The following is a 24,023-nucleotide window of genomic DNA, read 5'->3' on the forward strand; positions in this document are numbered from 1 at the left end:
CAGGTCAGGTCCCCTCTGGAGCCCCCTGTCGGATTCGAACCGACGACCTACGCTTTACAAGAGCGTTGCTCTGACCGGCTGAGCTAAGGAGGCGCGCCCGTGAAGTGTAACCGGGGCGCCGCGTGGCGCGGTGATGCGCTTTCGGGACCTTCCAGGTGGTGACAAGGGGCCTGACCGGCAGGTACGGTCAGCGCCAAGGTTCACTCAGTGGACTGGACCACATCCTTTACTCGGATCGTCCGGCACGTTCCTGCCGGTGAAGGGAAACACCATGGCAACGGTTTCGTTCGACAAGGCCACCCGGGTCTACCCGGGCTCGGAAAAGCCCGCGGTCAGCGAGCTGGAGATCTCCATCGCGGACGGCGAGTTCCTCGTCCTGGTCGGCCCGTCCGGCTGCGGCAAGTCCACCTCCCTGCGGATGCTCGCGGGCCTGGAGGACGTGAACTCCGGCACCATCCACATCGGCGACCGCGACGTCACCCACCTGCCCCCGAAGGACCGGGACATCGCCATGGTGTTCCAGAACTACGCGCTCTACCCGCATATGACCGTCGCCGACAACATGGGCTTCGCGCTCAAGATCGCCGGCGTGCCGAAGACCGAGATCCGGCAGAAGGTCGAGGACGCCGCCAAGATCCTCGACCTCACCGAGTACCTCGGCCGCAAGCCGAAGGCGCTCTCCGGTGGTCAGCGGCAGCGTGTCGCGATGGGCCGCGCGATCGTCCGCGAGCCGCAGGTGTTCCTCATGGACGAGCCGCTGTCGAACCTCGACGCCAAGCTCCGCGTCCAGACCCGTACGCAGATCGCCGGCCTGCAGCGCCGCCTCGGCGTCACCACCGTGTACGTCACCCACGACCAGGTCGAGGCCATGACCATGGGCGACCGGGTCGCGGTGCTCAAGGACGGCCTGCTCCAGCAGGTCGCCACGCCGCGGGAGATGTACGACAAGCCGGAGAACCTGTTCGTCGCCGGCTTCATCGGCTCCCCCGCGATGAACCTCGTCGAGGTGCCGATCACCGACGGCGGCGTCAAGTTCGGCAACAGCGTCGTGCCCGTCAGCCGCGAGGCCCTGTCCGCCGCCTCCGACAAGGGCGACCGCACGGTCACCGTCGGCGTCCGTCCCGAGCACTTCGACATCGCCAACGGCGACACGCCCGCGGACAAGACCCTGTCGAAGGAGAAGGACGGCGCCCCCGCCGGTCTGCCGGTCACGGTGAACGTCGTCGAGGAGCTGGGCGCCGACGCCTACGTCTACGGTTCCGCGAACGTCGGCGGCGAGGACAAGGACCTGGTCGTCCGCGTCTCCGGCCGCGCCGTGCCGGAGAAGGGCTCCACGCTCCACATCGTCCCGCGCTCCGGCGAGACGCACGTGTTCTCCACCTCCACCGGCGAGCGCCTCAGCGACTGACTGAGCGCCGCCGCCGGGCAGTTCCCACGGGACGGCGCCGCAGCCTCTCAAGGCTGCGGCGCCGTTGCACGTTTCCGGCCGCCGGATACCGCGCGCATAACGGCAAGTACGTCGGAAAGTCCGCCACTTCGTTCGACGTCCGCGTCAACACGGAATTCGAATTCCCCGTCCAACCGCGCCCGTTAGGGTGACTCATTGTCGCCACATCACTACCGGTCGCTACGATCGCCCTCGTGAAACAGGCAGCCCGCCGTATCGGCAGAACCATCGCATTCGTCCTCCCCGTCGTACTCGTGCTGTCGGGTACGCTCGCGGTCGCCACCGTCCCCTGGGCGTCGCCCTCGACCGACGCCCGGATGCTCAGCGCCTCCGCGGAGAGCGCCACCGCCAGGTCCGGCGCCCGCGCCCCGCAGGAGGTGCTACGGGAGCGGCTGATCGCCGAGTTGCAGGAGAAGGACCCGGATGCCGCGCTCACGCAGTTGCAGCGCGAGGTGCACGCCCGGCCGTCGCTCGCGCGGCACTGCGCCGGCCTCGCCCGCGCGCTGGGCGAGGCGGCGGTCGCCAAGTACGGCGTCGCCCGCGCGCAGTCGTTCTCGCGCCCCGTGTGCGACACCGCGTTCGCGTCGGGGGTCGTCGCGGCCCAGTAGGGCGTCCGCCACCGGCCCGGAGCAGAGGGCCCCGCACCCGCGGGGCCTTGCTACCGGCCGGTTAGGGTGCGGGGTATGACCGCAGCCGCAGCACTACCCACTCAAGCCGTGGTCCTTGCCGGGGGGCAGGGGTCACGGCTTCGTCCGTACACCGACGACCGCCCCAAGCCGATGGTCGAGATCCCCGGCACCGGCGTGCCCATCATCGGGCACCAACTGGCGTGGCTGGCGGCCGAGGGCGTCACCGACGCGGTGGTGTCCTGCGGGCATCTCGCCGAGGTGCTGATGGACTGGCTGGACGCCTCGGAGCTGCCGCTGAAGGTGACCTGCGTGGTCGAGAAGGAGCCGCTGGGGCGGGGCGGCGGGCTGAAGTTCGCGGCGGAGTCGCTGCCGCGGCCCGACGAGCCGTGGTACGCGACGAACGGCGACATCTGGACCCGGTTCTCGCTGGCCGCGATGGCCGCGTTCCACCAGGAGCGGGGCGCGGACGCCACGCTGGCGCTGGCGCGGCCGCACATGCCGTGGGGCGCGGTGGAGACGGACCAGTTCGGGCACGTCATCGACTTCATCGAGGCGCCGCCGTCGCCGTATCTCATCAACGCGGGGGTGTACGTCTTCTCCGCCGCCTTCGGCGACCTGCTGCCGGAGCGCGGCGACCACGAGCGCACGACCTTCCCGCGGCTGGCGCGGGAGCGCCGGCTGGCGGGCTTCCCGCTGCCGCAGGGGGCGTACTGGCGGGCCATCGACACGGCGAAGGACCTGACGGAGGCGGCGAGGGAACTGCGCCGGGGATAGGTGCGGGGGCCGCGGCGGTACGGACCGGGCCGGGGCCCCTCCGCGATACGGAGGGGCCCCGGCCCGTACGTCCGCGGCTAGCCCAGCAGTCCGCCGACCAGGCCCTTCGGCTTCTCCTCACCGCCGCCGCCCGTCGACCCGCCGCCCGGCGAGCCGCCGCCGCCCGTGCTCCCCTCGCCGTCGGCGCCCGACTCCGGCGCGCCCGCGCCCGGCGCCGGGGCGGTGCCGGAGTCCGCGCCGGAACCCGTGCGGGAGGGCGGCGGCGCCGGGTTCTCGGCGGACGGGGGCGGCGCCTGCTGCGACGCCGGGGGCGCCGCCGGCTGCCGCTGCTCCGGGGGAACGCTGCCCGACTCCGTCGCCGGGCCCGCCTCCTCCGTACCCGGCTCGCCCGCCGCACCGGGGGAGGACGCCTCGCCGCCCGGCTCCGCGGAGCCGTCCCGCGACGGGGTCGCGGAACCCGCGTCGCCGCCCCGGGCCTTGCCGCCCGGCGTGGCGGGCAGCGGGGTGCCCGGCAGGTGGTTGACCGGCGGCTCATCGGGACCCGGTACCCGTACCGTGCTCGACGACCGCACCGCCGCCCCCAGCATCGACCCGACCAGCAGCGCGAGCCCGACGATCACCGTGGCCAGCACCGTCCCGCGGCGCAGCACCCGGCGGCGCAGCTCCCACAGCTCCGAGCGCGGCCCCAGCGTCCGCCACGCCTCGCCCGCGAGCCGGGCGTCGAGGGAGTACACGGGTGCGCCCGCGATCACGAGCGGGGACCAGGCGGCGAGGAAGAGGGCGTCCGTCGCGTCGTACGCGGAGGACGTCTGCCACGCCACCGTCACCAGCAGCCCGAGCGCGAGCAGCCCGCCGATGGCCGCCGCGAGCCGCTGCCACAGCCCGCAGATCGTCAGCACCCCGACGATGATCTGCAGGAACGCCACCGTCAGCCCGGTGCCGACGGGGTGCGCGAGCCCGAAGTCGTAGAGCGGCCTGGCGATGAACCACGGGTCCATCCGCTCCAGCCAGCTCCGCATCGAGCCGTGCTCGCCGCCGTCGAAGAAGAGCGGGTCGCTGAGCTTGCCCATGCCGGCGTAGAGGGAGACGAGGCCGAGGACGATGCGCAGGGGCAGCAGGACGACGCCGAGGTTCATCCGGCGCCCGGGGTAGTAGGCGTGCCGCACGGGGTCGGCGCCGTGGCGCTGGGTGCGGCGGCCGTCCCCGGGCCCGGCTCCGGCTCCGCCCGGCCCGGCGTCGAGGTCGTACGGCGCGTCGTAGTCGCCCTGCCCGTCGTCGTACGGGCCGTCCCCGGGGCCGTACGCCCCGGGGTGGCCGGTCGCGTACGGGCCGGAGGGCGCCGGGATGCGCGGGAGCACCTGCGTCGCGTCGGCGGCCGCCCCCGGCGGCATGCCGGAGGCGTCGATGCGGGGCAGCCGGTGGGTGGCGTCGTCCATGGGCGGGAGCACCTGCGTGACGCCGTCGTAGCGGGGCAGGAACTGCGTCGGCGCCGCGTCGGCGCCGCCCGCGGGGTACGGTCCCGCGTCGCCCCGGGGGATGGCCTGGAGCAGCCGCCCGGCGGCGGTGTCGTCCACGCGCCCGGTCCACACCACGGGCACCCGCCGCCGCCCGGCCCCGCCGGCGCCGACGGTCCCGGCGCCCACCGCCCCGGCGCCCACGCCCGCGCCGACGAGGGCGGGCTCGTACCCGCCGCCCCCGTACAGCGGCGCGCCCGCCGCGGCGAGCGTGCGGCGGGACGAGGGCCCGAGCCGGACCCGGAAACTGGGGTTGTCGACGTTGATCCGGGTGGGCGCGCTCGGCACCCGCACCATCGTCAGCCGGCCGGTGTCCTCGGGCTCCTGGGCGCTACCACCCGTGGGGGTGGGCGGTGTTCTGGTGTCCACGCTCCACTAACCGAGTGACGCGCCACGAAGACACTGCCTGACAGAACCCTTTTGTGTCGGAGGCCGGTCAAACACACCGTTCGCAGGGGCTCGTTCCGATTCGCCGCACGCCGTCCCGTACGGCGGTCACGCCCTCCGGCGCGCCGCCTCGTACAGCACCACACCGGCCGCGACGCCCGCGTTCAGCGACTCCGCGCCGCCGGGCATCGGGATCCGCACCCGCACGTCGCACGTCTCCCCCACCAGCCGCGACAGGCCCTTGCCCTCGCTGCCGACCACGATGCACACCGGGCCGTCCAGCAGGTCCAGGTCCGGCAGCTCGACCTCGCCGTCGGCGGCGAGCCCGACGACCATCACGCCGGCCTTCTGGTACGCCTCCAGCGCGCGCGTCAGGTTCGTCGCCCGCGCCACCGGGGTGCGCGCCGCCGTGCCCGCGGAGGACTTCCACGCGCCCGCGGTCATGCCCGCCGCCCGGCGCTCCGGGATGACGACGCCGTGGCCGCCGAAGGCGGAGACGGAGCGGACCACGGCGCCGAGGTTGCGCGGGTCGGTCACCCCGTCGAGGGCGACGGTCAGCAGGTCCTCGGCGTCCTCGGCGGCGGCGTCGAGGAGGTCCTCGGGGTGGGCGTACTCGTAGGGCGGGACCTGGAGCACCAGGCCCTGGTGGTTCAGGCCGTCCGTCATCCGGTCCAGCTCGGGGCGCGGCGCCTCCATGAGGTGGACGTCGCCGCGGTCGCCGGCGAGCTGGAGGGCGGCGCGCACCCGGTCGTCGCTGTCGACGTACTGCTGGACGTAGAGCGTGGTGGCGGGCACGCCGTCACGCAGCGCCTCGTACACCGAGTTGCGCCCGACGACCAGCTCGCTGCTGCCCTTCCCGCCCCGGCGCCTCGCGGCCGGACGGGCGGCGACGGCCCTCTTCGAGCGCGCGTTGGCGGCACGCTGCTTGGCGTGCCCGGGACGCTGCTCGGCGGGCGGCGTGGGGCCCTTGCCCTGGAGGGAGCGGCGGCCCTTGCCGCCGCTGCCCTTGGTCGCGCCCTTCTTGCTCGCCGTTCTGCGGCCTCGGCGCTGACTGTTCCCGGCCATGGGGCTTCCACCTGCTTCTGCGATCGTCGTTCTCTACGTCATGAGTGTGCCGCCCGGCCCGCCGGGCGGCACCACCGGGCTCGTGCGCCCTGCTCCGCCGGTCAGCAGAGCGTCCAGCGCGGCCCGTCCGGGGTGTCCTCGATGGCGAGGCCCGACTGCTGGAGCTGGTCGCGGATGGCGTCCGCGGCGGCGTAGTCCTTGCGTGCCCGTGCCGCCTCGCGCTGCTCCAGCACCAGCCGGACGAGCGTGTCGACGGCCCCGTGCAGATCCGCGCCGCGGCCGGCGTCACCGGCCCCCGTCCACTGCGGGTCGAGCGGGTCGAGACCGAGCACGCCCAGCATGGCGCGCACCTCGGCGAGGCGGGCGACGGCGGCTTCCTTGTCGTCGGCGGACAGGGCGGCGTTGCCCTGCCGGACGGTGGTGTGCACGACGGCGAGGGCCTGCGGCACCCCGAGGTCGTCGTCCATCGCCTCGGCGAACGCGGGCGGCACGTCGGCGGCGGGCGCGACGGGCCCACCCGCCTTCTCCACCACGCGCTGCACGAAGCCCTCGATGCGCGCGAACGCCGACTCGGCCTCGCGCAGGGCCTCCTCGCTGTACTCGATGGTGGAGCGGTAGTGCGGGGTGCCCAGGTAGTAGCGCAGGACGATGGGGCGCCAGCGCTTGACCATCTCGGAGATGAGCACCGAGTTGCCGAGCGACTTGCTCATCTTCTCGCCGCTCATGGTCACCCAGGCGTTGTGCAGCCAGTAGTCGGCGAACTCGTCGCCGAAGGTCTTGGACTGCGCGATCTCGTTCTCGTGGTGCGGGAAGACGAGGTCGATGCCGCCGCCGTGGATGTCGAAGCGGGAGCCCAGGTACTTGTGGGCCATCGCCGAGCACTCCAGGTGCCAGCCGGGCCGGCCGCGGCCCCAGGGGGTCTCCCAGGACGGCTCGCCGGGCTTGGCGGCCTTCCACATGGCGAAGTCCCGCTGGTCGCGCTTGCCGGTCTCGCCCTCGCCCTCGGGCTGGCGGAGGTTGTCCAGCTCCTGGTTGGAAAGGGCGAGGTAGCCGGGGTACGAGCGCACGTCGAAGTACACGTTGCCGTCGGCGGTGTAGGCGTGACCGGAGTCGATGAGCGCGCGCATCATCTCGATCATCTCGGGCACGTGCCCGGTGGCCCGCGGCTCGTACGTGGGCGGGAGGCAGCCGAGCGCCTCGTAGCCGTCGTTGAAGGCGCGCTCGTTCTCGTATCCGATGGCCCACCAGGGGCGGCCCTGGTCCGCGGACTTGGAGATGATCTTGTCGTCGATGTCGGTGACGTTGCGGATGAACGTCACGTCGTAGCCGCGGTGGAGCAGCCACCGGCGCAGGATGTCGAAGTCGAGCCCCGACCGGATGTGGCCGATGTGCGGGGCGGCCTGCACGGTGGCGCCGCACAGGTAGATCGAGACGCAACCCGGGACGATCGGGGTGAAGTCACGGATCTGCCGGGCGCTGGTGTCGTACAGGCGAATGGTCACCCCTCAAGGGTAGTAGGGCCGGGACGCCCCGAGGGCCGCAGCCCGTGTATAGACGCCCCGGAGGCCGCCCCGGGGCGGTCTCCCGCACGACGCCCCGAACGCCCCTCCCCCGGCCTCCCCCTGCCTGCCCGCACACCCGCCCCAGGGTAGGCCGCGGCACCGACGGCCGGGCGTGGGGCGGCCCGCCGCCCCACGCCGCGGGCGGCGTCGCTCAGTGCAGGTTTCCCTGGCCCGAGATCTTCTCCGGGGTGACGCGCACGACCACCCTCGTACCCTCCCCGGCGCGGCCGCCGCTGAAGGTGTCGTAGTCCTTGCCCGTGTACTTCACCGACAGCTCGTCGATCAGCTCACGGCCGCCCTCCGTGGTGACGCTGGCCGTGCCGCGCACCTGGGCGTAGTTGTACGGGGCCGCCGGGTCGATCACGACGACGCTGACGCGCGGATCGCGGCTCAGGTTACGGGCCTTGACGCGCTCGGCGGTGGTGGAGAAGAGCAGGTCGTCGCCGTCCCGCTTCACCCAGACGGGCGACGCCTGCGGGGCGCCGTCGGGCTGCACGGTGGCGACGGTGATGAAGACCTGGCCGTCGAGGACCTGCTTGAGGCTGGCGGGGAGGGCGACTGACACGGTGGGGCTCCTCGGGTTTCACGCACGTATGGCACTACCTGAGTACCCAACAACCAACCCGCCGCGGACGTTCCGCGCGGCAGCGCGGAACGTCCGTCACCCGGCCGGCGGCAGGAGGAGCGCGGTGGCGATCGCCGCCAGGCCCTCGCCGCGGCCGGTGAGCCCGAGGCCGTCGGTCGTCGTGCCGGAGACGGACACCGGCGCCCCGGCCGCGGCCGACAGCGCCTCCTGGGCCTCGGCCCGCCGCTTGCCGATCTTCGGCCGGACGCCGATCACCTGGATCGCGACGTTGCCGACGTGGAAGCCGGAGGCGCGCACGATACGGGCCGCCTCGCCCAGCAGCGCGACGCCCGCGGCGCCGGACCACTCCGGACGGTCGGTGCCGAAGTGCGCGCCGAGGTCGCCGAGGCCGGCGGCGGAGAAGAGCGCGTCGCAGGCGGCGTGCGCGGCGACGTCACCGTCGGAGTGGCCGTCGAGGCCGTGGCTCTCGCCCTCCCAGAGCAGGCCGGCGCACCACAGCTCGCGCCCCTCCGCGAAGGCGTGCACGTCGGTGCCGACGCCGATGCGCGGCAGCACGCCGTACGGACCGGCCGCACCGGCCTCAGCAGCGTGACCGCTCGCGTCAGAAGGCATCCGTCGCCCTCCTGCGCGCCAGCACGGCCTCGGCCAGCACCATGTCCAGCGGCCGCGTCACCTTGAACGCCTCCTCGTGCCCGGGTACGAGCACGACCTCGACGCCCAGCCGCTCGACCATGCCCGCGTCGTCCGTGGCGCCCTCGCCGGCGGCGGGCACCTTCTCGTGGGCCTCGGTGAGCACCCGGCGGTCGAAGCCCTGCGGGGTCTGCACGGCGCGCAGCGCGGCCCGCTCGGGGGTGGCGACGACCGGCTCCGGACGGCCCGGCTCGCCGCCGGGCACGACCTGCTTGACGGTATCGGTGACGGGCAGCGCAGGTACGACGGCGGGCGCCCCGGCCCGTACCGCGGCGGCGACGGCCTCCACGGTGTCCACCGGGACCAGCGGGCGGGCGGCGTCGTGCACGAGCACGACGTCGACGTCGTCGGGGAGCGCGGCCAGCCCGAGGCGTACGGAGTCCTGGCGGGTGTCACCGCCGGGGACGACGACGATCTCGGTCGAGTCGAGGTGCTCCAGGTGGTCGTCGAGCAGGGTGCGCACCTGCGCCGCCTCACCGGGCGGGCCTACGACGACCACGAGGGACACCGCACGGGCGCGGGACAGGGCGCGGACGGCGTGCACGAGCATCGGCGTACCGCCGAGGGCGCGCAGGGCCTTGGGCGCGCCCGGGCCGAGCCGTACTCCGCGGCCTGCGGCGGGGATCACCGCGGCGCATCTGTACGGACCTGACGGGTCCGAGTGGCCGGGCCGGGTCCGTACGGACGCGGCGGGCGAGTCGGACGTGCCTGAGGGAGACATTGCGGTGTTCAGGTTTGTGTCCTCGGACGACATGGGTATGGCCAAAAGCGTGCCGGGCACGTGCTTCGTGCCCCCACCGCGGAGCTCGCTGACGACCCCCTTCCGTGACGCACATGGTCGCAGCAGCTACCCGGGCCCGGCACGGTTGTCCACAGAAAGCGGGACAGCCGTCGGCCCGGCGCGCCGCACGCGAGCATACGCACGCGCGGCGCGGGAGCCTACGGCTGCCCCCCTGAAACCCGGCACGCTTTCAGCCGTCGGACGGACATGAAAGGACGAGCGGGGACAAACGGACGGACCACGGAGGACGTGGCCGGGCAGCGCCTGCACTCCGCCGACGGCAGCGGCACCCGGATCGGCACCGGGGTTCGGCGGATCGGCGGAATGCGCGTGTGTGGCGACACACGCGACCGACGAACGCCGACGGCCGGAACCGGACAGCCCGGATCCGTACCGATGCCGAGACGGCGGCACCGGCGAGCCGACGCCGAACAGAGCCGTGACCCCACCTCACCGGGCAGCCGCGGCGGCACCCGGAAACCGGGCGATGCCGCAGCCGTCACGGCCACGGCGCCCATGGGGCACCTCCGACGTGACGTGAGGCGCGGTCAGGCGCCGTTCAGGACGCCAGCACCTCGTCGAGCAGTGCTTCCGCCTTGTCCTCGTTCGTGCTCTCACACAGCGCCAGCTCGCTCACCAGGATCTGACGGGCCTTGGCGAGCATCCGCTTCTCTCCGGCGGAGAGACCGCGCTCGCGCTCCCGGCGCCAGAGATCCCGGACGACCTCCGCGACCTTGATCACGTCACCCGAAGCGAGCTTCTCCAGGTTCGCCTTGTACCGCCGGGACCAGTTGGTGGGCTCTTCCGCATACGGTGCACGCAGCACCTCGAAGACCCGCTCCAACCCTTCCTGGCCAACCACATCGCGTACCCCGACGAACTCGGCATTGTCCGCCGGCACGCGCACCGTCAAGTCGCCCTGCGCGACTTTCAGCACCAAGTAGGTCTTGTCCACACCTTTGATCTGGCGAGTTTCGATGGCCTCGATCAGCGCGGCCCCGTGATGGGGATAGACCACGGTGTCGCCAACCTTGAACGTCATGTGACAGGTACCCCTTCCGTGGCTATCCAGGGTAACACGGCACAGGCCGCTTCTGAATGGCGTTTTCGCAGGTCAGGGCCCGTCTCGGGGCTTGACAATCGACCCTGGAACGTGCTTCGCCCGGCGCCGGAATCACGGTTTCCGCAGGTCGGACCGCTCCTGCCGGAAACCCGAAACACGAAGGTTACCTGCCGCCGGAAGGCTCGACAGGGCGACGATCGTCCCGATTTGTCGGAGTCGGCCGGTGAAGTCGTACTGCTCCGTTCGGCCGATCACGATCGAATCCGGCCGGATTCCCTGAATTGATCACGCGGGCTGTGATCGATATCCCCGCTCTCCCTCCGCCGGTGTTCCGCTCCTTCTTCCCACCACCCTTCCCCCGCGGATATTGCCGGGCATTAGCACGGCCGTACGCAGGAGGTGAGCGAAGGGGCGCCGGGACGTGAGAGGGCGGGTCGGGTCCGTGCCCCCAGAAGGGGGTCGGTACTGTTCCCCCCAGCACCACCGTCACCGCACCCGAGCCGAACCGGCCCTCACGTCCAAGGAGATGCCGCCGCCGTGAGCAGCAGCAGCATTCGACGCGGCACGCTCGCCGCGACCGCCCTCGCTCTCTCGCTCGCCGCCCTCACCGCGTGCGGGGCGGGCAACAACGCCGAGACCCTGAAGATCAACCCCGACAACGCGCGGGTCACCGCGGGCAGCATCAAGATCCAGAACGCGGTGGTCATCACCCCGGCGGACGAGGCCGACGGCCCCGCCGCCGTCTCCGCCCGGATCTTCAACAATGGCGACCGGGACCAGACGCTGGAGCGGCTGACGCTCGCGGACGGGGGCCAGGAGCTGGAGCTGTCCGGTGCGAACGGCCGGGGCGGCGTGGTGGTGCCGGCGGGTGGCTCGGTGATGCTGGGCGGCGAGGGCCACGCGTCGGCGGTGCTGCCCGACGGGCACGACGCCGGGCACGGCGCGACGAAGAAGCTCGCCTTCGAGTTCAGCCGGGAGGGCGAGGTACGCCTCGCCGCCTTCATCGTCGCGGACGACGGCGAGTACGCGCCCTGGGCCGCGACCCCGACGCCGACCCCGGTGGAGACAGGGACGTCCTCCCCGGACGCCGAGCCCGGCGAGGACGCGGGTACGGGCACAGACGCCACCGAGGGCGCGGAGGGCGGCGCCGCGGGCGCGGACGCCACCGACGGCGCCTCGCCGGACGCGGATGCCACGGAGAACGCCGTGGAGGGCACGGACGCCACCGAAGGCGCGACGTCCTCGGAGAGCCCGGTCACCGAGCAGTAGGCGGTACGCCCCGGGCGCGCGGCAGTGCGGCTACGCCCCGGCGCCCCGGCGCTGCCGCGCGCCGGGGCCGGGTGCCCCTTCCGTTCCGTACGGCGGACGCACACGCACCCGCCGCACCGGCCCGCCTACGGCTCGAACTTGTAGCCCAGGCCGCGGACCGTCACCAGATACCGCGGGGCGCCCGGATCGGGCTCGATCTTCGCGCGCAGCCGCTTGACGTGGACGTCAAGTGTCTTGGTGTCGCCGACGTAGTCGGCGCCCCAGACCCGGTCGATGAGCTGCATCCGGGTCAGCACCCGGCCGGCGTTGCGCAGCAGCATCTCCAGCAGGTCGAACTCCTTCAGCGGCAGATCGACCTTGTCGCCGGCGACCGTCACCACGTGCCGGTCGACGTCCATCCGGACCGGGCCGACCTCCAGGGCCGCCGGTTCCGCCTCCTCCGGTTCGCCGCGGCGGCGCAGGACCGCGCGGATCCGGGCGACCAGTTCCCGGGAGGAGAAGGGTTTGGTCACGTAGTCGTCGGCTCCTATCTCCAGGCCGACGACCTTGTCGATCTCGCTGTCCTTGGCGGTCACCATGATGACCGGGACGTTGGACCTGCCGCGCAACTGGCGGCACACCTCGGTGCCGGGCAGGCCCGGCAGCATGAGGTCAAGCAGCACCAGGTCGGCGCCGTTGCGGTCGAAGTCGTCGAGCGCCTCGGGGCCCGTGGTGGCCACGGCTACCTCGAAGCCCTCCTTGCGGAGCATGTACGACAGTGCGTCGCTGAACGATTCTTCGTCCTCGACGACGAGAACCCGGGTCACGCTCTGACCTCCGAGGGGGACGGACAGCACGAAGTGGGAGGGGCGGGGCGGCGGGGGGTGGGGCCGCGCCGGGGGGTGGGCACGCGGGTCACGGAATGACCTCCGGAGCTGTGTCTGGCGCGTCGGTCCCGTCGAACCGGAGCCGGACCTCGCCGTCGAGGTCCTCCGGGCCGATGAGAGCGCCGCTGCGGCCGGTGTCGGGCCGGCCGCTCTTCGGACGTGCGGCTTCGGGTAGCCGCAGGGTGAACGTGGAGCCCTGGCCCTCAGCGCTCCATACCGTGACCTCCCCGCCGTGCGAGGCTGCCACGTGCTTGACGATGGCGAGACCCAGTCCGGTCCCGCCGGTGGCCCGCGAGCGCGCAGGATCGACCCGGTAGAAGCGCTCGAAGACCCGCTCGCGGTCCTTCTCGGAGATGCCGATGCCCTGGTCGGTGACCGCGATCTCGATCAGGTCGCCGCCCTGGGCGGGCAGCCGGCGGGCCGCGATGCCGACCCTGGTACGGGCCGGGCTGTAGTTCACGGCGTTCTCCACCAGGTTGCCCAGGGCCGCGGCGAGCTGGCCGCGGTTGCCCCAGACGTGGAGCCCGGCCGTGCCGCCGGTGGCGATGGTTATCTGCTTGGCGCCGGCCTGCTGCCGGCACCGCTCGATGGCCTCGCCGACCAGCTCGTCGACCCGTACCGGCTCGGCGTCCTCCAGCGGGTCGTCGTTCTGCACCCGGGAGAGGTCGATCAGCTCCTGCACGAGGCTGGTCAGCCGGGTCGCCTCGCCCTGCATCCGGCCGGCGAACCGCTCCACGGCCTCGGGGTCGTCGGCGGCGTCCATGACCGCCTCGGAGAGCAGGGACAGCGCGCCGACCGGGGTCTTCAGCTCGTGGCTCACGTTCGCGACGAAGTCGCGGCGGACGGCCTCGATGCGCCGGGCCTCCGTCATGTCCTCGACGAGCAGCAGGACGAGCCGGGAGCCGAGCGGGGCGACGCGGGCGGAGACCGCCAGCGCCTCGCCGCGGCCGCTGCGCCGGGGCAGGTCCAGCTCCACCTGCCGTATCTCGCCGTCGCGCCGCGTGTCGCGGGCCATGGCCAGCATCGGCTCCACGGCCAGCCGGCCGCCGCGGACCAGTCCCAGGGCGTACGCCGCGGAGCTGGCCTTGACGACGGCGTCGTCCTCGTCGAGCACGACGGCGGAGGAGCGCAGGACCGACAGGACGGTGTCCACACCGGGCGGCAGCACCGCGTCCGTGTGCAGCGAGGTGCGCGTGGGCCTGGCCTGCTCACGCTCGCTCCAGCGGAACGCGAGCACGGCGATCACGCCGGTGCACAGCCCGGCGATCGCTGCCGCCGCGGCGACCGCCGCGTTCACGTCCATGACTCCAGGTTAGGCACGTCGTGCACCCCTTCCACAGCCATCCGGGTGCCGGCTCGAACACTGGTCGCCAAGAGTTCACTCTCAGGTCGGTCTCGATTCACTAAGTGGCGCATCGTCCCCTGCATGGTGGATGCTGCATAAATCGGCAAAGAGGATGGACGGGACACTGGGATGCGCGACTCTTACCACGAGGAGCTCGATTCGATCGGCGAGGGACTGGTCGACATGGCCCGGCTGGTCGGCTCCGCCATGGGCCGTGCCACGGCAGCCCTGCTCGACGCCGACCTGCAGCTCGCCGAGAGCGTGATCGCGGGCGACGAGAAGGTGGACGACCTGCAGCGCGAGCTGGAGACGCGGGCCATCCAGCTCCTCGCCCGGCAGCAGCCGGTGGCCACGGACCTGCGCATCGTGGTGACGTCGCTGCGGATGAGCGCCGACCTGGAGCGGGCGGGCGACCTGGCCAAGCACGTCGCCAAGCTCGCCCGGCTGCGCTACCCCGGCCGCTGCATCCCCGACGACCTCCACGCCACCGTCCTGGAGATGGGGCAGCTCGCGCAGCGGCTGATGGCGAAGACCGCGGAGGTCGTCACCACCAAGAACGTCGACCTGGCGCTGGAGCTGGAGCAGGACGACGACCGGATGGACTACCTGCACCGCAAGATCTTCCAGCACCTGATGGACGACCGCTGGAAGCACGGCATCGAGACCGCTGTGGACGTGACGCTGATCGGCCGCTACTACGAGCGCTTCGCCGATCACGCCGTGGCCTGCTCCGGACGGGTGGTCTACCTGGTGACCGGCGAGCACGCCGACGAACTGAGCGCGGCACCGGTCGAAGGAGCGTAGGGGCGTAGGGGCGTAGCCACCGGAGCGCGGGGGGCACGGCCCCGCGCGCGCCGGGCGCGCTCGGAGGCGGATCGCGCGCCGGGCGCGGCCTCCGGGGCGTACGGCCGTACGACGGTCGCAGATGCATCCGCGCGCCCGCATGTGCGCCCCGGCCGCCGGGGCAGCCTCCTGGTGGAAGGGAACACCCTGCTAGGAGGTCCGCATGCCGGAAGAGTTCACCTCCCGCACCCGTGCCGACCCGCGCGCCACGGCACGGCCGCCGCGGATGCGCCCGAAGATGACCCCGCTGCCGAAGCTCAGCTCCTGCTCCTGCGGCCCCGGCTGCTCCTGCGGGTGCCAGTCGGGCGGGTCGTGCAACTGCGGCGGGAGCTGCGGCTGAGCCGCCGGACGACGCCTGCGACGAGACGCCCGCAGCCTCTGCCCTGACGACGCCGGGCAGGGGCTGCGGTGTACGTGCGCCCCGGGGCGCGCCGCTACTTCTTGCCCTGGTTCGCGACCGCCTTGATGGCCGAGGCCGCCGCCTCCGGGTCGAGGTACCTGCCGCCGCTGCCGACCGGGCGGAGGTCGGCGTCCAGCTCGTACGCCAGCGGGATGCCGGTGGGGATGTTCAGGCCCGGGATCTCCTCGTCGGAAATGCCGTCGAGGTGCTTGACCAGCGCCCGCAGGCTGTTGCCGTGCGCCGCGACGAGCACCGTCCGGCCGGCCTGGAGGTCCGGCACGATGCTGTCGTACCAGTACGGCAGGGCCCGCTCCAGCACGTCCTTCAGGCACTCGGTCCTGGGCCGCAGCTCGCTGGGGATGTGCGCGTAGCGCGCGTCGTGCGCCTGCGAGAACTCGCTGTCGTCGGAGATCGGCGGCGGGGGCGTGTCGTACGAGCGGCGCCAGGTCATGAACTGCTCCTCGCCGAACTCGGCGAGCGTCTGCGCCTTGTCCTTGCCCTGGAGCGCGCCGTAGTGCCGCTCGTTGAGCCGCCAGGAGCGGGCGACCGGGATCCAGTGCCGGTCGCAGGCGGCCAGCGACATGTTCGCGGTCCTGATGGCGCGCTTGAGCAGCGACGTGTGGACGACGTCCGGCAGCCAGCCGGCCTCGCGCAGCAGCTCCCCGCCGCGCACCGCCTCCTTCTCGCCCTTGTCGGTGAGGTTCACGTCCACCCAGCCGGTGAACAGGTTCTTGGCGTTCCAGTCGCTCTCTCCGTGGCGGAGGAGGATCAGCTTGTACGGTGCGTCGGCCATGGCTCCGAGCCTAATCGAGTGCCCCACCCCCTCCCCCGCGGCCCCGGATTGACGGCAGCCGTCAATTCGGTGGCGCAACGGAGACCCCGCTTCGTAACATCCCCTTACCCATCACGCCACTTACATCCGGGGGTCCCGCCGTGTCCGTCACCCGCATCGGACGTGCCGCGCGCGAGACCGTCTCGGGACTGCCGCGCGAGTTCTGGTGGCTGTGGACGTCCACGCTCGTCAACAGGCTCGGCGGCTTCGTCGCCACCTTCATGGCGCTCTACCTCACGCAGGAGCGCGGCCACTCCGCCTCGTACGCCGGTCTGGTCGCCGCGCTGTACGGGCTCGGCGGCGTGATCTCCTCGCTCGGCGGCGGCGTGCTCGCCGACCGCCTCGGGCGCCGCCCCACGCTGATGCTCGCGCAGTCCTCGACCGCCGTGACCGTCGCCGTCCTCGGCTTCACCAGCCACCCCGTGGCCATCCCCGCCGTCGCCTTCGCCGTGGGCATGGCGTCCAACGCCTCCCGGCCCGCGGTGCAGGCGATGATGGCGGACATCGTCCCGCCCGCGGACCGGGTGCGGGCCTTCTCGCTCAACTACTGGGCGATCAACCTGGGCTTCGCGATCTCCTCCGCCGGCGCCGGCTTCATCGCCGAGTACAGCTACCGGGCCGGCTTCCTCATCGAGGGCGCCCTGACGCTCGTCTGCGCGATCCTCGTCTTCGTCAAGCTCCCGGAGTCCCGGCCGGAGCGCCCCGCGGGCGCCGCGGGCGAGGCGGCGGACCCCGTCAGCCTGGGCACGGTGGTGCGCGACGGGCGGTTCATGGGGGTCGTGGGACTGTCGTTCCTGATCGCGCTCGTCTTCATGCAGGCGTACGTCTCGCTGCCGGTGGCGATGGGTGACCAGGGCTTCTCCAGCTCGGACTTCGGGCTCGCCATCGCCGTGAACGGCGTGCTGATCGTCGTCATGCAGATACCCGTGACCCGGTTCATCGAGCACCGCGACCCGCGGATGCTGCTGATCGTCTCCTCGCTGCTGGCGGGGTACGGGTTCGGGCTCAACGTCTTCGCCGGGTCCGTCGCGGTGTACGCGCTCGTCGTCTGCGTCTGGACGCTCGGCGAGATCGTCAACGCCCCGACGCAGACCAGCATCGTCGTCCGCCTCTCCCCCGTCCACGGCCGCGGGCGTTACCAGGGCATGTACACCACGTCCTGGGCCGTCGCGTCGCTGGCCGCGCCGCTGCTGGGCGGGTGGGTCATCGACGCGGCCGGGGCGGAGTGGCTGTGGGCGGGGTGCGCGGTGGTGGGCACGGTGGCGGCGGCGGGGTACGGGCTGCTGATGCGCGGGCTGCCGACGGAGGACCCGGCGGTGGAACCGGTGGGGAAGCAGGCGGGGAAGCAGGCGGGGAAGCCGGGGGGCGATCCCGCGGGGAAGCCGGGGGCCCAGCCCGCCAACGGCGGGGCGCCGGGGGCGGATCCGGCCACCGGAGCGGTCGGAGGCCCGGCCGGAAACGCCGTCGGGGAATCGTCCGCCAGACCGCTGTAGCAGCCCCACGCGTCACACGGGTAGCGTCAGCCCCTCGGAAAAGCCCACCTTTCCGGTCCGAGGGGAACGTCCGTGTCCGACCTGTACATCGACAACGAGATGCTCACACGCGTCCGCCACAACCTGGCCCACATCGGGGAAGTCCTGGACAAGCCGGCCCGCGCGATGGCGGACGTGGACGCCAGGGCCATGGGGGCGAGCGCGCTGGAGCGGCGCATGGACGAGTTCGGCGACGAATGGTCGTACGGGTTCGGCCAGTTGCGTAAGTTCGCCAAGGGAGCGGTGGAGGCGCTCGACCAGATCGAGAAGGGCTTCGCCGACCTCGACAAGGACCTGGCCGCCGCGCTCTCCGAGGCGGCGCAGCAGTGAGCGCGCCCACCGCCGCGGACTACCCCACGCTGGGCTTCGTGCCCTGCCCCGGCGACTACGAGACGGCCAAGGACACGGCGGCCACCGTCCGCCGTACCTCCGACGCCCTGGGCGAGATATGCCGGGTCCTGGAAGGGGCCGGCGAGGGCGACTGGCGCGGCAAGGCCGCGGACGCCTTCCGGGCGCTGCTGGCCGACGACTTCCGCCCCAAGGTGCAGGACGCGTACAGCGCCTTCTCCACGGCCCGTACGGTCCTCACCGACTGGGCCGAGAACATCGACCGCCGGCAGCGGGCGGCGGCGCGGCTGGAGGACGAGGCCGCGGAGCTGAAGCGGGCGGCGGACGCGGCGGCGGCGAAGGAAGAGGAGAAGAAGGACGAGGAGGACGACGGGGGTTCGGGCTCCCGGCCGAGGTCGGGGTCCGGGGGGTCCGGGCCGGAGGAGGATCCCCTCGCCGACGTACGCCGCCGGGCGCGCAGCCTCCAGGACGACTACGAGCAGGACGGCCGAGACGCCGCCGACCGGCTGCAGCGGGCCCTCGACATCGCCCCCAACGAGCCCGGCTTCTGGGACAAGCTGGGCGACGCGGTCGGCGGGGCGCTGGAAGCCATCGGCCAGGCCGTGATGGACCCGATGGGCACGCTCGCGGAGCTGGCGCCGCTCTTCAAGACGCTCGGCGACATCGCCGGCCTGCTCAGCACCGTCACCGGACTCCTCGCGCTCGTCCCCGGGCTGCAGTTCCTCGGCGCCGCCTCGCTCGCGCTCGCGGGCGTCGCGCTCGTCGCGCACTACCTCTCCGCGGTCGGCACCACCGGCAGCTTCCTCAAGGCGCTCACCACCAAGGACGTCATCATGGACGCCGTCGGCTTCGGCCTCGGCAAGCTCGGCGCCCGCTTCGGCGACGAGATCCTGTCCGCCGCGCGGGCGAGCAACCAGCCGACCCGGATGGTCGCCCAGCTCGGCGGCCGGCTGCCGGCGATGGAGCTGCCGCAGGGCTACTTCCAGCTCGCGCGCGGGGCCTCGTACAGCATGAGCGTGCGCGAGTTCGGCATGCGCACCGGGCAGTACTTCACCACCTGGACCGGCAACGCCTTCACCGCCGAGGGCTCGAAGGACACGATCGAGACCGCCGGGAACCTCCTCACCTGGGACTTCGGCCCGCTGACCAACAGGGAGACGGTGGCGCCATGGGCACGCTGACCCCCGGCAGGATCCGGTTGTACGCCCCGGCCGACTGGTTCGACCTGATGGCCGACGGCGGCGACCGCGCGGCGACCCGCGCCCGCTGCGCGGAGCTGGTGCGGCTGACGTACCCGCGGACGGCGGCAGAGCGGCGGGAGCAGTTCACCGACGCGCTGCTGGCGTGGCACGACGTGCTGTACGCGGACGGGGTGCTGATGAACGGCATCGTCACGGCGCCGCTGCCGAGCAGCGGGGAGCAGGCGGCGTGGCTAGTGTTCGCGGGTGTGGTGGAGGTGCCCGAGAACCCGTCGGACCTGGACCTGGGCGAGCTGATGACGTCGGTGTTCGCGGAGCACTACCGCGCGGCGCCGGCGTACACGGAGGCGTACGCGACGGACATGGGGATGGGGTTCGGCTTCGTCGCGCAGCCGGCGCTGCCGCGGGCGGCGGTGGCGGGCGTCGAGGGCGCCGGCGAGGACCCCGTGCAGGTGGGCCTCGCGGGGGCGCTGGCCACACCGGCCGGGGGCGGCCTCGGGCTGCTGGTCGTCGGCACGAGCCTGAACCCGCTGCAGGCCGGGGAGCTGGCGGGGCTGGTGGCGGTGATCGCGGGCCGGTCGGTGTTCGTGGACGAGGCGCAGGATGGGCCCGCGCCCGCGGGGTAGCGGCTCGGCGGGCCCGGCGGAGATCGTCGCGCGCAACCGGCTGCTGATGCGGGAGCTGCTTGCGCGTCCCGGGGAGGCGGCGCCGGGGGGCGCAGGGCGCTGCTGGGCGCGGTGGACCAGCCGGGGACCTGGCCGGTGCAGGGCTGCGTGGACGTCCACCTGCGGTCGGGCGAGGCGGTGCAACTCCGCACCCCGCACCGCAGGGAACTGATCGCGGAGCTACGCGCGGCGGGGGTCCGGGTCCCACGCTGACGCGCCGCGGCGCGGTCGGGGGCTCGTAGGCTGGAGGCATGGTGTCCCCGGAGCGGTCCTGGCGGGCCGCGCCTCCCGGGCGGGGCGCGCGGCCCGTCGGGTCCGTGACGCGGGGGACGACCCATCCCAACCGGCTGCGCCGCATGGACCGCTGGATCGCCGCCGCCCACGGCGCCGCCCTGCGCCGTACGGCGCGCGCCGAGGGCCGGGCCGTCGCCGTCGACCTCGGATACGGTGCCGCCCCCTGGACCGCCGTCGAACTGCTGGCCCGGCTCCGCGCGGCGTGCCCGCGGGCCGAGGTCGCGGGTGTGGAGATCGATCCGGAGCGCGTGGCCGCCGCCCGTCCGTACGCCCGCGAGGGGCTGACGTTCCTGCGCGGCGGCTTCGAGGTCCCGCTGCCCGGCGGTGCCCGCCCGGCGCTGATCCGGGCGGCCAACGTGCTGCGGCAGTACGGCGAGGAGGAGGTTCCGGCGGCGTGGGCGCGGCTCACGGCGCGGCTCGGCGCGGACGGGCTGCTGGTGGAGGGGACCTGCGACGAGGCGGGCCGGCGGCACGTGTGGGTGGCTCTGGGCCCGGAGGGCCCCCGTACCGTCACCTTCGCCGCCCACCTGGCGACCCTCCCCTCGCCCTCGGACCTGGCGGAGCGGCTGCCGAAGGCGCTGATCCACCGCAACGTCCCGGGCGAGCCGGTGCACGCGTTCCTCCGCGACGTCGACCGCGCCTGGTCGGCCGCGGCCCCGTACGCACCCCTGGGCGCCCGGCAGCGCTGGATCCGTACGGCGAGCGCCCTGTCGGCGGACTGGCCGCTGACCGACGGGCCGGGCCGCTGGCGCCAGGGCGAGCTGACGGTCCCCTGGGCGGCGGTGGCCCCGCGGGGCTGGACGGCCTAGCCCGTCCCCGCCCCCTCCGGGCGTGGCCCCGGGGGGGGGGGAACCGTCCCCCGGGGAATGAAGCCGCCCGCCGCCGGTGTTCCTCCCAGGACGGCGGGGAGGACGGCGATTCCGAGGAGGAAACAGCAGCCGTGAGCCACCACCTGTCCCGGCTCCGCGCGCTCGCGCGGCACCGGCGGCCGCGTCGCGTCGCCATGCTCTCCGTGCACACCTCCCCCCTCCATCAGCCGGGTACCGGCGACGCCGGGGGCATGAACGTCTACATCGTCGAACTCGCCCGCCGCCTCGCCGAGATAGGCGTCGAGGTCGAGGTCTTCACCCGTGCCGCCTCCGCCGGCCTCCCGCCGGCCGTCGAGCTGGCGCCCGGGGTGCTCGTACGGCACGTGGCCGCCGGCCCGTACGAGGGGCTCGCCAAGGAGGATCTGCCCGCGCAGCTCTGCGCGTTCACGCACGGCGTGATGCAGGCCGAGGCCGGTCACCGCCCCGGCTACTACGACCTCGTGCACTCCCACTACTGGCTCTCCGGCCAGGTCGGCTGGCTCGCCGCCGAGCGCTGGGGCGTGCCGCTCGTGCACGCGATGCACACCATGGCCAAGGTGAAGAACGCCGCCCTCGCCACCGGCGACAGCGCCGAGCCGCCCGCCCGCGTGATCGGCGAGAGCCAGGTCGTACGGGCCGCGGACCGGCTCATCGCCAACACCGACGACGAGGCCCACGACCTCGTCCGCCACTACGACGCCGACCCCGCCCGCGTCGCCATCGTGCGCCCCGGCGTGAACCTCGACGTCTTCCGCCCCGGGGGTCCTGAAGGACCCGCCGGCTCCCGCGCCCGGGCCCGCGCCGCGCTCGGGCTGCCGCAGGACGCCTTCGTGCCGCTGTTCGCCGGCCGCATACAGCCGCTCAAGGCCCCCGACGTGCTGCTGCGCGCCGTGGCGCTGCTCCTGGAGCGGGATCCTGCGCTGCGCGAGCGGCTGGTGGTGCCGGTGGTGGGCGGGCCGAGCGGGACCGGTCTCGCCAGGCCGGCGGCGCTGCAGAAGCTGGCGGCGAAGCTGGGGATCTCCGACGTCGTACGGTTCACGCCGCCGGTGGCGCAGCAGGCGCTGGCCCGCTGGTTCCGGGCGGCGTCGGTGCTGGTGATGCCGTCGTACAGCGAGTCGTTCGGGCTGGTCGCGCTGGAGGCGCAGGCGTGCGGGACGCCGGTGGTGGCGGCGGCGGTCGGCGGGCTGCCGGTCGCGGTGCGCGACGGCGTCACGGGACTGCTGGTCGACGGCCACGACCCGGCGGACTTCGCCGACGCGCTGGGGCGGCTCGCCGCCGATGCGGTGCTGGCCGGCCGGATGGGTGCCGCGGCGGCCGGGCACGCGGCGGGCTTCGGCTGGGACGCCGCCGCCCGCGCGACGGCCGACGTGTACGCGGCGGCGATCGCCGGGTACTCCCACGCCGTAGCACCTCGCCTACCATCGCCGCATGACTGAGGCAGCGAGCACGGACGGCAGGGCAGCGAGCACGGACACGGCCGCCGCGGGCAAGGTCGTCGAGGACACCCTCCGCGAGGCCGGGATCGCGTACGAGTCGCCCGCCCCGGGCACGTACGTCGTCTCCCTGCCCGGCACCCGGAAGCTCTCGACCACCTGCCAGCTCATCGTCGGCAGGCACTCCCTGTCGGTGAACGCCTTCGTGATCCGCCACCCCGACGAGAACGAGGCCGGCGTCCACCGCTGGCTGCTGGAGCGCAACACCCGGCTGTACGGGGTGGGTTTCGCGGTCGACCGGCTCGGCGACATCTACCTCGTCGGGCGGCTGCCGCTGGCCGCGGTGACGCCAAAGGAGCTGGACCGGGTGCTGGGCACGGTGCTGGAGACGGCGGACGGCAGCTTCAACAGGCTGCTGGAGCTGGGGTTCGCGACGGCGATCCGCAAGGAGTACGCGTGGCGTACGAGCCGCGGGGAGTCGACGCGCAACCTGGAGGCGTTCACGCACCTGACGCGCCCGGAGCGCCCGGAGCAGCCGGAGCGCCCGGAGTAGTACGGAGCGCGTCCATCATCCGCGCCAGCGCCGCCCAGGTGGCGGCGAGATCGTCGGGACCGGCGTCGGCGGCCAGCCAGAGCGCCGCCTCGTTCATCGCCCCCGACAGCAGGTGCGCCAGCGGCGCCACCGGCTGCCGTGCCACCACCCCCGCCGCGACCAGCTCCGTCAGCGCCTCCGTCAGGTGCCGCGCCGACGCCGCCTCGTCCATCGCCCGCCACTCGCTCCACCCCAGCACCGCGGGCCCGTCCACGAGCATGATCCGCTGCAGCTCGGGGTCGGTGCTGGCGGTGAGGAACTCGCGGCAGCCGGCGGTCAGTTGGTCCCAGGGGTCCGGGTGCCGCCCGGCGGCCGCCGCGACCCGCCTGCCGACCTCCTGCTGCACCTCCTCCAGGACGGCGCGGAAGAGGTCCGCCTTGCCGTCGAAGTGGTGGTACAGCGCGCCCTTCGTCACGCCGGACGCGCGCACGATCTCGGCCAGCCCCACGGCCCCGTAGCCGCGGCCCGCGAAGAGGCGCCGGCTCTCGCGCAGCAGCGCCCGTCTGGTCTGCGCCCGCTGCTCCGCCCTGACTCCGCCGCGCGCGGTCATGCGCACCTCCCGTTTGACGTACCGATGGTATGCGAACTACGGTTTTGGCATACCGATGGTACGCGAAAGGAGTCGGCCATGGAGCTGACCAGTTTCTATCCGGTGATCGGCACGAGCCGGCTGACCGAGTCCCGGGACTTCTACGTCCGGCTGATGGGCTTCGAGGTCACCTTCGAGGCGGACTGGTACGTGAGCCTGCGCCGCCCCGGCGACCCGGCGTACGAGCTGGCCCTCCTCGACCCGGAGCACCCCACGGTCCCCGAGGGCCACCGGGCGTCCGCGCGGGGGCTGCTGCTCAACTTCGAGGTCGCGGACGTGGACGCGGAGTGGGAGCGGCTCGTCGTCCGCGAGGGGCTGCGGCCGGAACTGGAGCTGCGCAGCGAGGACTTCGGGCAGCGGCACTTCATCGTCGCGGACCCGAACGGGATCCTCATCGACGTGATCACGCCGATCGCGCCGACGGGCGAGTTCGCCGGGCAGTACGCGGCGCGGTAGCGCCCGGGGCCGGT

At 73.4% G+C, this 24,023-nt stretch carries 25 protein-coding genes and 1 tRNA gene; 14 read left to right on the forward strand and 12 right to left on the reverse strand.

Translation table 11 applies throughout. The features are described from left to right. Window positions 1–16: 16 nt before the first annotated feature. A tRNA-Thr gene (locus FB457_RS23795) sits at window positions 17–93 on the reverse strand. A 178-nt stretch (window positions 94–271) separates the two neighbouring features. Between FB457_RS23795 and FB457_RS23800 the strand changes: the two genes are divergently transcribed. From FB457_RS23800 to FB457_RS23810, 3 genes are all read left to right on the forward strand, one after another. Further along, window positions 272–1,408 carry a sn-glycerol-3-phosphate ABC transporter ATP-binding protein UgpC gene (locus FB457_RS23800; RefSeq protein ID WP_145783186.1) on the forward strand — a complete coding sequence of 379 codons (1,137 nt, stop codon included), beginning with the start codon at window positions 272–274 and terminating at the stop codon, window positions 1,406–1,408. Window positions 1,409–1,641: 233 nt separating this feature from the next. Next, a complete protein-coding gene (locus FB457_RS23805) occupies window positions 1,642–2,055 on the forward strand; it encodes a hypothetical protein (RefSeq protein WP_047016395.1) in 414 nt (137 codons plus the stop codon). A 75-nt stretch (window positions 2,056–2,130) separates the two neighbouring features. Beyond that, complete coding sequence (locus FB457_RS23810; protein ID WP_145783188.1) at window positions 2,131–2,850, forward strand: nucleotidyltransferase family protein; 720 nt, start codon at window positions 2,131–2,133, stop codon at window positions 2,848–2,850. A 77-nt stretch (window positions 2,851–2,927) separates the two neighbouring features. Here FB457_RS23810 and FB457_RS23815 read toward each other — a convergent pair whose 3' ends face one another. The 7 genes from FB457_RS23815 to FB457_RS23850 all read right to left on the reverse strand — a co-directional run bounded on the left by FB457_RS23815 (window position 2,928) and on the right by FB457_RS23850 (window position 10,477). Beyond that, a complete protein-coding gene (locus tag FB457_RS23815) occupies window positions 2,928–4,661 on the reverse strand; it encodes a DoxX family membrane protein (RefSeq protein ID WP_047016397.1) in 1,734 nt (577 codons plus the stop codon). Window positions 4,662–4,859: 198 nt separating this feature from the next. Continuing rightward, a complete protein-coding gene (rlmB, locus tag FB457_RS23820; RefSeq protein WP_047016398.1) occupies window positions 4,860–5,816 on the reverse strand; it encodes a 23S rRNA (guanosine(2251)-2'-O)-methyltransferase RlmB in 957 nt (318 codons plus the stop codon). A 101-nt stretch (window positions 5,817–5,917) separates the two neighbouring features. Beyond that, complete coding sequence (cysS, locus tag FB457_RS23825; RefSeq protein WP_145783190.1) at window positions 5,918–7,318, reverse strand: cysteine--tRNA ligase; 1,401 nt, start codon at window positions 7,316–7,318, stop codon at window positions 5,918–5,920. Window positions 7,319–7,529: 211 nt separating this feature from the next. Then, a complete protein-coding gene (locus tag FB457_RS23835; RefSeq protein ID WP_047016400.1) occupies window positions 7,530–7,943 on the reverse strand; it encodes a PPOX class F420-dependent oxidoreductase in 414 nt (137 codons plus the stop codon). A gap of 96 nt (window positions 7,944–8,039) precedes the next feature. Further along, window positions 8,040–8,576 (reverse strand): 2-C-methyl-D-erythritol 2,4-cyclodiphosphate synthase, encoded by a 537-nt coding sequence (gene ispF / locus FB457_RS23840; protein WP_047016401.1) that lies wholly within the window; start codon window positions 8,574–8,576, stop codon window positions 8,040–8,042. After that, window positions 8,566–9,375 (reverse strand): 2-C-methyl-D-erythritol 4-phosphate cytidylyltransferase, encoded by an 810-nt coding sequence (ispD, locus tag FB457_RS23845; protein WP_047016402.1) that lies wholly within the window; start codon window positions 9,373–9,375, stop codon window positions 8,566–8,568. Before ispD ends, ispF begins: the two co-directional genes overlap by 11 nt. Before the next feature lie 619 nt (window positions 9,376–9,994). Continuing rightward, on the reverse strand, window positions 9,995–10,477 hold the full coding sequence (locus FB457_RS23850; protein WP_018836077.1) for a CarD family transcriptional regulator: 483 nt from the start codon (window positions 10,475–10,477) through the stop codon (window positions 9,995–9,997). A gap of 558 nt (window positions 10,478–11,035) precedes the next feature. Here FB457_RS23850 and FB457_RS23860 point away from each other — a divergent pair. Further along, window positions 11,036–11,767 (forward strand): hypothetical protein, encoded by a 732-nt coding sequence (locus FB457_RS23860; RefSeq protein WP_047016403.1) that lies wholly within the window; start codon window positions 11,036–11,038, stop codon window positions 11,765–11,767. A 125-nt stretch (window positions 11,768–11,892) separates the two neighbouring features. Here the strand turns inward: FB457_RS23860 and phoP are convergent, their stop codons facing one another. Together phoP and phoR are read right to left on the reverse strand one after the other, a co-directional pair. After that, window positions 11,893–12,573 carry a two-component system response regulator PhoP gene (phoP, locus tag FB457_RS23865; RefSeq protein ID WP_047016404.1) on the reverse strand — a complete coding sequence of 227 codons (681 nt, stop codon included), beginning with the start codon at window positions 12,571–12,573 and terminating at the stop codon, window positions 11,893–11,895. Between the two features lie 88 nt (window positions 12,574–12,661). Continuing rightward, the gene (phoR, locus tag FB457_RS23870; protein ID WP_145783193.1) at window positions 12,662–13,936 is read right to left on the reverse strand and encodes a two-component system sensor histidine kinase PhoR; all 1,275 of its coding nucleotides are present in this window, start codon (window positions 13,934–13,936) and stop codon (window positions 12,662–12,664) included. Between the two features lie 171 nt (window positions 13,937–14,107). Between phoR and phoU the strand changes: the two genes are divergently transcribed. Next, window positions 14,108–14,782 carry a phosphate signaling complex protein PhoU gene (phoU, locus tag FB457_RS23875; protein ID WP_047016406.1) on the forward strand — a complete coding sequence of 225 codons (675 nt, stop codon included), beginning with the start codon at window positions 14,108–14,110 and terminating at the stop codon, window positions 14,780–14,782. A gap of 202 nt (window positions 14,783–14,984) precedes the next feature. Continuing rightward, a complete protein-coding gene (locus tag FB457_RS35345) occupies window positions 14,985–15,161 on the forward strand; it encodes a hypothetical protein (RefSeq protein ID WP_164715891.1) in 177 nt (58 codons plus the stop codon). Between the two features lie 94 nt (window positions 15,162–15,255). Here the strand turns inward: FB457_RS35345 and FB457_RS23880 are convergent, their stop codons facing one another. After that, the gene (locus tag FB457_RS23880; protein WP_047016407.1) at window positions 15,256–16,014 is read right to left on the reverse strand and encodes a phosphoglyceromutase; all 759 of its coding nucleotides are present in this window, start codon (window positions 16,012–16,014) and stop codon (window positions 15,256–15,258) included. 140 nt (window positions 16,015–16,154) lie between these two features. Here FB457_RS23880 and FB457_RS23885 point away from each other — a divergent pair, with 140 nt between their 5' ends. The 7 genes from FB457_RS23885 (at window position 16,155) to FB457_RS23915 (ending at window position 22,925) form a co-directional block, all read left to right on the forward strand. After that, window positions 16,155–17,546 carry an MDR family MFS transporter gene (locus FB457_RS23885; RefSeq protein ID WP_145783195.1) on the forward strand — a complete coding sequence of 464 codons (1,392 nt, stop codon included), beginning with the start codon at window positions 16,155–16,157 and terminating at the stop codon, window positions 17,544–17,546. A gap of 72 nt (window positions 17,547–17,618) precedes the next feature. Continuing rightward, the gene (locus tag FB457_RS23890; RefSeq protein ID WP_047016408.1) at window positions 17,619–17,915 is read left to right on the forward strand and encodes a hypothetical protein; all 297 of its coding nucleotides are present in this window, start codon (window positions 17,619–17,621) and stop codon (window positions 17,913–17,915) included. Then, on the forward strand, window positions 17,912–19,114 hold the full coding sequence (locus FB457_RS23895) for a putative T7SS-secreted protein (RefSeq protein WP_047016409.1): 1,203 nt from the start codon (window positions 17,912–17,914) through the stop codon (window positions 19,112–19,114). The genes FB457_RS23890 and FB457_RS23895 overlap by 4 nt, the downstream gene beginning before the upstream one ends. Then, on the forward strand, window positions 19,102–19,758 hold the full coding sequence (locus tag FB457_RS23900; RefSeq protein ID WP_145783197.1) for a hypothetical protein: 657 nt from the start codon (window positions 19,102–19,104) through the stop codon (window positions 19,756–19,758). Before FB457_RS23895 ends, FB457_RS23900 begins: the two co-directional genes overlap by 13 nt. A gap of 290 nt (window positions 19,759–20,048) precedes the next feature. Continuing rightward, window positions 20,049–20,900 carry a class I SAM-dependent methyltransferase gene (locus FB457_RS23905; protein WP_145783198.1) on the forward strand — a complete coding sequence of 284 codons (852 nt, stop codon included), beginning with the start codon at window positions 20,049–20,051 and terminating at the stop codon, window positions 20,898–20,900. A gap of 131 nt (window positions 20,901–21,031) precedes the next feature. Then, window positions 21,032–22,375 (forward strand): D-inositol-3-phosphate glycosyltransferase, encoded by a 1,344-nt coding sequence (gene mshA, locus FB457_RS23910; protein ID WP_145783201.1) that lies wholly within the window; start codon window positions 21,032–21,034, stop codon window positions 22,373–22,375. Continuing rightward, on the forward strand, window positions 22,368–22,925 hold the full coding sequence (locus FB457_RS23915) for a type III secretion system chaperone family protein (protein WP_145783203.1): 558 nt from the start codon (window positions 22,368–22,370) through the stop codon (window positions 22,923–22,925). Before mshA ends, FB457_RS23915 begins: the two co-directional genes overlap by 8 nt. On the opposite strand, the gene FB457_RS23920 is transcribed toward FB457_RS23915, so the two are convergent. Further along, on the reverse strand, window positions 22,873–23,514 hold the full coding sequence (locus FB457_RS23920) for a TetR/AcrR family transcriptional regulator (protein WP_047016414.1): 642 nt from the start codon (window positions 23,512–23,514) through the stop codon (window positions 22,873–22,875). The two genes, FB457_RS23915 and FB457_RS23920, sit on opposite strands and share 53 nt — an antisense overlap. A gap of 78 nt (window positions 23,515–23,592) precedes the next feature. On the opposite strand from FB457_RS23920, the gene FB457_RS23925 reads away from it, so the two are divergent. Beyond that, window positions 23,593–24,009: a VOC family protein gene (locus tag FB457_RS23925; RefSeq protein ID WP_047016415.1), complete on the forward strand. Its 417-nt coding sequence runs from the start codon at window positions 23,593–23,595 to the stop codon at window positions 24,007–24,009. Window positions 24,010–24,023: the final 14 nt, after the last annotated feature.

The sequence above is a fragment of the Streptomyces sp. CNZ287 genome (genome assembly GCF_007827615.1).